Annotated in this window: 6 protein-coding genes and 1 pseudogene; 2 read left to right on the plus strand and 5 right to left on the minus strand. The window is 73.4% G+C overall.

The genetic code is table 11. The features are described 5' to 3' along the window. The 3 genes and pseudogenes from Q1K57_RS13605 to Q1K57_RS13615 form a co-directional block, all read right to left on the minus strand. Positions 1-1,682 (minus strand): DUF6541 family protein (locus Q1K57_RS13605; RefSeq protein ID WP_300083527.1); only part of this gene is annotated, 1,682 nt, incomplete at its 3' end. Positions 1,683-1,791: 109 nt separating this feature from the next. Further along, a pseudogene (locus Q1K57_RS13610) lies at positions 1,792-2,337 on the minus strand (PQQ-dependent sugar dehydrogenase); the annotation flags it as partial. Positions 2,338-2,575: 238 nt separating this feature from the next. Continuing rightward, on the minus strand, positions 2,576-2,923 hold the full coding sequence (locus Q1K57_RS13615) for a hypothetical protein (protein WP_300083529.1): 348 nt from the start codon (positions 2,921-2,923) through the stop codon (positions 2,576-2,578). A gap of 254 nt (positions 2,924-3,177) precedes the next feature. On the opposite strand from Q1K57_RS13615, the gene Q1K57_RS15800 reads away from it, so the two are divergent. Both Q1K57_RS15800 and Q1K57_RS13630 read left to right on the plus strand, forming a co-directional pair. Further along, a complete protein-coding gene (locus Q1K57_RS15800; protein WP_366525378.1) occupies positions 3,178-3,939 on the plus strand; it encodes a YciI family protein in 762 nt (253 codons plus the stop codon). Then, positions 3,936-5,177 carry a DUF6596 domain-containing protein gene (locus Q1K57_RS13630; protein WP_300083531.1) on the plus strand — a complete coding sequence of 414 codons (1,242 nt, stop codon included), beginning with the start codon at positions 3,936-3,938 and terminating at the stop codon, positions 5,175-5,177. Before Q1K57_RS15800 ends, Q1K57_RS13630 begins: the two co-directional genes overlap by 4 nt. A gap of 308 nt (positions 5,178-5,485) precedes the next feature. Here the strand turns inward: Q1K57_RS13630 and Q1K57_RS13635 are convergent, their stop codons facing one another. Beyond that, positions 5,486-6,232 carry an SDR family oxidoreductase gene (locus Q1K57_RS13635; RefSeq protein WP_300083533.1) on the minus strand — a complete coding sequence of 249 codons (747 nt, stop codon included), beginning with the start codon at positions 6,230-6,232 and terminating at the stop codon, positions 5,486-5,488. Positions 6,233-6,251: 19 nt separating this feature from the next. Next, on the minus strand, positions 6,252-6,824 hold a 573-nt coding region (locus Q1K57_RS13640; protein ID WP_300083535.1), incomplete at its 5' end, for an ABC transporter ATP-binding protein.

Consider the following 6,824-nt stretch of genomic DNA (forward strand, 5'->3'; position numbering starts at 1 on the left):
AGGATCACGGCGTCCGGCGGGGTCAGCTCGGCGACGCGGTCGAGCAGGTTCTGCTCGTCGGCGGTCGTGAGGCAGGTGACATCGCCCTCGGCGCACGGTTCGACGGCGAGGTCGTAGGCGGTCGCGGCGTGCGTGACGGCGTGGTGGATCGACAGGCTCCACTGGGTGCTCGCGAGCACGACGGCGGGCAGCACCAGCGCCACCAGCAGCGTGGTGCCGGTCACGCGGGGCTCCGAGCCTCGGCGTGGACGGTAGCCCCCGGTGGGTTGGGGCAGCAGGGCCGCGGCGACGGCGTCCACAGCGACGGCGGCAGCCGGCACGGACAACAGGACCAGGGCGGGGGCGAGCCGGTAGGAGTCGCTGTACCAGATGCCGGTGAGGAACTCGCGCACGCCGCCCTCGGGCAGGCCGGCCACGGCCACCCACAGCAGCAGCGCACCGGCGCTCGCGCCGAGATACCACCGCCGGCCCGGGCGCAGGGCGAGCAGGACCAGCCCCGCGAGCGTGAGCAGGGGGGGCACGACGCCGGGGGGTCCCAGGATCGGGTTGGCCAGGGCGGCCTGCTCGATCGCGGTGCGGACGTCCATGAGCGGCATCCAGCGGTTCGAGGGCCGCAGCCGCCACCACGCCAACACGAACACGACCACCGCCAGTGCTGCAGCCGCGAGCCACGCGGCGGCGATCGGTCGCGACGTGGTGCCGGAGCGGAGGCCCGCGATCGTGGTGGCGCAGCCGGCGGCCAGCGGGGCGAGGGCCAAGGCGAAGGTGAGGAACAGGCCATTGGGGTGCGACAAGGTGATCCCGACGCCGACGAGGAGCGTCAGCCAGCCGAGGGGCAGCGCACGGCCCCAGGCGAGCGGTCCGTCGTGGAGCAGGCGGTTCAGCAGTGCCAGCGCGGCGGGAATGGCGGCGTACGAGAGCAGATTGGGGTAGAGAACGCCCCAGTCGAGCATGAGGAACGGGAAGGCGGCGAAGCTCGCGGCCAGCACCCCGGTCGACAGCAGGGCGGCGGGGGAGCGAACGCCGAGGCCGAGCGTGAGCTCGAGCGCCGAGAGTGGCCAGACGAGGGCGCAGGTGACGAACAGGAGGGCCGTCGAGGCGAGCTGGACGCTGTCGCCGGCGACGGGCATCGCGAGCGCTGCGAGTTCGTGCCAGCCGGTGGGGTAGAAGAACGTGCTGCCGGAGGACGGGTCGAGGTTGGTGGGCAGGAACGGGCCGGGGTAGCCGGTTGAGCTCACGTACCGGATGGCGTTGAGGTGGAAGACGTTGTCCCACGTCTGGGAGTAGGCCGTGGGGCTCGGCATGATGTTCGTGAGGTGGCGGAGCCACAGCAGCCCCCCGCCGGCGACGGTGAGGGCGGTGCACACGGTCGCCGCGTGACGCCACGGTGTCCCCGGGAAACCGTGCTCGTCCGGAAGTGCTCCCCACCGGCGCCAGCGGCGCAGGGCGAATGCCGCGGCAGCCACCAACGCTGCGGTGACCACCACGGCCGGCGGGCCCCACGGCACGCCCGCCAGCCCGCAGACGAGCCCCGCCAAGGTCACGACCCCCACGGACACGGCGGGGGCGAGCGTCAACTGGCTGAGCCCCCGAACGCCGCTGGCCGCGGCCACGAGCCACCCCGGAGCCAGCAGGGTCGCGCCGAGCAGGAGGACGGGAGGAACCAGCATCAGCCATTCCACGTACGCCACTCCTCGTGCACCCCGTCCGGTTGGGACCGGGGCTGATGCTACCCCAGCCTCTGTCGGTCGAGCGCCTCCAACGCCGCCCGGGTGGCTCGCCCGCCCGGCGTCACGGCGCACTGAGGCGCAACAGCGTCCCGCCGGTCATGCTGGTGCCGGTGTACATGAGGTAGAGGTGACCGGCGGCGTCCGCGTCGAGGTCCCAGAGGTAGCCGCCCTGGCTGGCCGCTGGGGGTAGCTCGACCGGCGTGGTCGCCCACGGGGACTCACCGGGGGTGGCTGCGAGGACGGCGCCCTTCCAGTCGGAGACGACGACGGTGCCGGCCAGGGGGCCGGCGTCCGGGCCGGGGACCGCGACGCCGCTCAGGATGTCGCCGACCTCGGGTCCGTACTCGAGCACAGGCGGGGCGATGGGCGTCCCGGCAGCAGTTGTGGAGCAGGAGGGAGCGAGGACGCCGTCGGTCCAGCAGGGCGTCTCCACCTCGGGGTAACCGGCGTTGTCGCCCGAGTGTGGCGCGTTGACCTGTTGGGGCTTGTCCTTCCACATGGCCGAGCCGACGAGGACGCCGAGGTGCGGGTCCACCCGGAGCCGCCACGGGTTGCGGTAGCCGTAAGACCACACCTCGGGGAGCCCGCCGCCGGAGATGAACGGGTTGTCGGGTGGGGTGCCTCACGGGTCGCCTCGGCTCGGGTCGATGCGCAGGACGGTGCCGTCGAGGGTGTTCGGGTCCTGCGCCTCGCGGGCGCCGTCCTGCGCGCCGATGCCCGCGTAGAAGAGCCCGGCGGGGTCGACGACGAGTTCGCCGGGCGACGTGGTCGAGGAACTTGCGTGGCAGGCGAAGCAGCGGCGTTCCGGAGGCGGCGTCGGCGACCAGCGTGGTCGGGTCGGCGTGCTAGCGCGTGATCGTGTCGGCCCGCCGGGTGCCGGGGGCGTCCCCCTCGGCGGGCGCCTCGGTCGTGAACGTGTAGAAGGTGCCGCTGGTGGCGAAGTCAGGGGCCAGGGCGAAGCCGGCGAGGCCGACCTCGAGCGCTCGCGCGGTCGGCTGGAGGACGCGGTCGCGCACGTCGAGCATCGGCTCGGCGCGCAGCGCGTCGCCCTCCACAACGGAGACGATGCCGCGCTGGTCGACGACCAACGCGCGCGCGGCGTCGACCTCGACCCATTGGCGGGGGACACCGAAACCCGACCCCACCTCGGTGACCGTCCAGGCGCTGAGGTCGATCGTCCCTGGACGGGTCATGGCCGTGGTGGGACTCTGACCGGGGCTGTCGGGTGCCGGTGCGGTGCCCGTGCAGCCGACGAGGAGGAGGGCGGCGACGGCGACGGTTCCGCCACGTCGGACCCATCCGGCAGACTGGGTGGCCAGGCACCACGATAAGCCTTGTCAGGTGCGCAGGGCCATGGCGAAGGGCGCGGATGGTCCGATCCGGTCGCGCCCGTTCGTGGAGAGGGTGGGCGGTGCCGTCGGGGCGCCGCGAGGACAGGAGGTTTCCGATGGCTGAGTACCTGATCGCGTTCAACGACGAGTGGGTTCCCCCGCACACCGCGGAGGAGATCCGGGCGAAAGGCAGGGCCGGGCTTGCGGTGATCGACGCGATGCGGGCGGCCGGCGTCTTCGTCTACAGCAACGGCGCCCTGAGTGCCACGTCGGTCGTGGGCAGCGTGCGGGCGGTCGACGGGGCGCCGGTGTTCACCGATGGGCCGTTCGCGGAGACGAAGGAACACCTCGGCGGGTTCTGCGTCGTCGACGTGCCCGACGACGAGGCGGCGCGCGCGTGGGCCGCCCGGCTCGCCGTCGCCCTCGATTGGCCGCAGGAGACCCACCGTTTCCCGTCGCCGCCCGAACCGCCCGAGGAGGCACCGGCGCCGGGACGCCCCCGCTACCTGTTCTCCGTGTTCGGCCCCGCCGAGCGCACCGCGTTCGGCCCGTACGCCTCGAAGGACGAGATGGTGGCCTCCTTCGCCGCCACGGGCGCGTTCAACGACAAGCTCGAGCGCGAGGGGCGCCTCGCCTTCGCCGACGGCCTCGAGCCGGCCACGACCGCCACCACCGTCGACGGCCGCGGAGGCCGGCCCGTGCTCACCGACGGCCCCTACCTCGAAACCAAGGAAGCACTCGGTGGCTTCTGGGTGGTAGAGGCGGCCGACCTCGACGAGGCGCTGCAGCTGGCGGCCGAGGCGTCCCAGGCCTGCGGGGGTCCGGTCGAAGTGCGCCCGTTCCAGACACCCGCGTCGGTCCGGGCGCTGCTCGAGTGAAGGCGTCCGAGGTCGACGAGGCCCTCGCCCGCGCCTATGCGGCCGAGTGGGCGCGGCTGGTCGCCTCCCTCGCCCGGCGGTACGGCGACCTCGACATCGCCGAGGACGCCGCCGCCGAGGCCTTCGCCGTCGCGGTCGAGCGGTGGGCCCGCGACGGCGTCCCGCCCCAGCCCGGCGGCTGGCTGGCCACGACCGCGGCCCGCAAGGCGCTCGACCGGCTGCGGCGCGAGGCCAAGCGGCCCGCCAAGCACCAAGCGGCCCATGCGCTGTCGGGCCGAACACCGCCCGCCCCGACCGGGCCCGTGGCCGACGACCGGCTGCGGCTCTTCTTCGTGTGCTGCCACCCTGCGCTGGGAACCGAGGCGCGTGTGGCCCTCTCGCTGCGCCTGCTCGGCGGCCTGAGTGTCGAGGAGATCGCCCACGCGTTCTTCGTCGCCGAGGCGACACTGGGCCGGCGCATCACCCGGGCGAAAGCGAAGATCCGCGCCGCGCACATCCCGTTCCGCGTCCCGTCGGACGCCGATGTGCGCGAGCGGCTCGACGGCGTCCTCACCGTCGTCTACCTCATCTTCAACGAGGGCTACCTCGCCAGTGGCGGCGAGGAGGCGCTGCGGCCCGACCTGACCGGCGAGGCGATCCGGCTCGGACGCCTCCTGCGCGAGTTGGTTCCCGACGGCACGGAGGTGGCCGGGCTGCTCGCGCTGATGCTCCTGACCGACGCCCGGCGTGCCGCCCGCGTGACGCCCGCGGGGGAACTCGTCACGCTCGAGCACCAAGACCGCAGCGTCTGGGACCGATCCCTCATCGAGGAAGGCCACGGGCTCGTGCGCGCGCTGGTCGACGCCCACGCGGCGGGCGGGCCGGCCCCCGGTCGGTACCAGCTGATGGCCGCGGTCAACGCCGTCCACGCGGCGGCACCCACGTATGCCGAGACCGCCTGGGCAGACGTGCTGGCGCTCTACGACCAGCTCGTGGCCGTCGACCCTTCGCCTGTCGTGCGCCTCAACCGGGCGGTCGCCCTGGCCGAGGTCGCGGGGCCCGCGCGGGCCCTGGCCGAGGTCGTGCGCTGGGGTGGCGTTCTCGACGGCTACCACGCCTACCACGCGACGCGCGCCGACCTTCTGCGCCGGCTGGGCCGACTCGGCGAGGCGCGCGTGGCCTACGACCGGGCCATCGCGCTCACCGGCAATCGCGCCGAGCAGGCGTTCCTCACGCGACGCCGCGACACGCTCGCCTGAGGGGCCAGTTCACCGGCCACCCGCGTGTCGTTCGGACGCCGTTCGCGCGGCTCGGGTAGAAACAAGGCGAGGCCCCGGACCAAGTATGAGTTGGTCCGAGGCCTCTGATTCGTCCGGCGGACGATCCGAACCTGAACGGATCCCGCTGCCGCCACGACCGTCGTCCCGGTCGGATCCCCACCCGTTCGCCGAAGCGAAGCGGCGGAGATGGTGCGGTGCGCCTACCCTTTCAGCCACCCCCTCGCGGGGAGTGGAGAACCATGTCTACTCCGGTGTGCGGCGCGTGTCAACCCCTGAGTCGGCGTTCGTCACGGCGCCACGCGCTGGACCTTGTGGTTGGCCGCCTGGGCGCGCGGCCGGATGACGAGCCGGTCGATGTTGACGTGCGCCGGCCGGGTCGCGACCCAGCGGATCGCGTCCGCCACGTCGTCGGCGACGAGGGGGTCGGGGACGCCCGCGTACACGGCGTCCGCCCTGGCCCGGTCGCCGCCGAACCGGGTCAGCGAGAACTCCTCGGTGTGCACCATGCCCGGGGCGACCTCGCAGACGCGCACGGGCGTCCCACACAACTCGAGCCGCAGGGCGCCGGCCAGCATCCGCTCGCCTGCCTTGGCCGCGTTGTAACCGGCGCCACCCTCGTAGGCCGCCTCGGCTGCGGTCGAGGTGAGAAACACGACCGTGCCCTCGGCGGCGATCAGGGCGGGCAGGAGGGCCTTGGTCACCCGCCCCGCACCCAGCACGTTCGTGGCGTACATCGTGGCCCACGCATCCAGGTCGGCGTCGGCCAGCGGCTCCTGGCCCACCGCGCCGCCCGCGTTGTTGACGAGCAGGTCCAGCCGGTCGCCGACCGCTTCGGCGAGCATCGCGACGTCGTCGTCGTCGGTCACGTCGCAGCTGACGGCCGTCCCGCCGATCTCGGCCACCAGCTCGTGGACGCGGTCGAAGCGCCGGGCGGCGCAGACGACGTGGTAGCCGGCCGTGGCGAGCGCGCGGGCGGTGGCGGCGCCGATGCCGGACGAGGCGCCGGTGACGACGGCGGTGAGCGGAGCGGTCATGGGACGATCGTAGGCCCCGTCACAACGCGCCGGGTGGGCGTGCGTCGCCCTGAACGAGCTCGACGAAGACGTCCTCCAGGGTCGGCGTCCGGCCACCCGAGGCGTGCGCTGCGCGAATGTCGCGCGGGCTGCCGTCGGCGATGACCTTGCCGCGATACATGAACGCCAGCCGGCTGCAGTGGGTGGCCTCCTCCATGTAGTGGGTCGTGACGAACAAGGTGACGCCGCGGCCGGCGAGATCGGCGAGGAGCTCCCAGAACTGGCGGCGTGCCACCGGGTCGACGCCCGAGGTGGGCTCGTCCAGGAACAACAGTTCGGGGGAGTGCATCGTGGCCGCGCCCAGCGCGAGACGCTGCTTCCAGCCGACCGACAGGTTGCCGGTGAGCTCGCTCTCGCGGCCGCGCAGGCCGGCCATGTCGAGGACGTAACCGCGGGCGTCCGCCAGCTCACCCGCCGACAGGCCGTAGACGCCGCCGTAGAAGCGCAGGTTCTCGTCGACGGTCATGTCCTCGAACAGCGAGAACTTCTGGCTCATGTAGCCGATGCGCGGCTTGATGCGGGCAGGGTGGCGGGCGGCGTCCACGCCGAGCAC

This window comes from Propioniciclava sp. (assembly GCF_029977985.1).
Taxonomy (GTDB): domain Bacteria; phylum Actinomycetota; class Actinomycetes; order Propionibacteriales; family Propionibacteriaceae; genus Propioniciclava.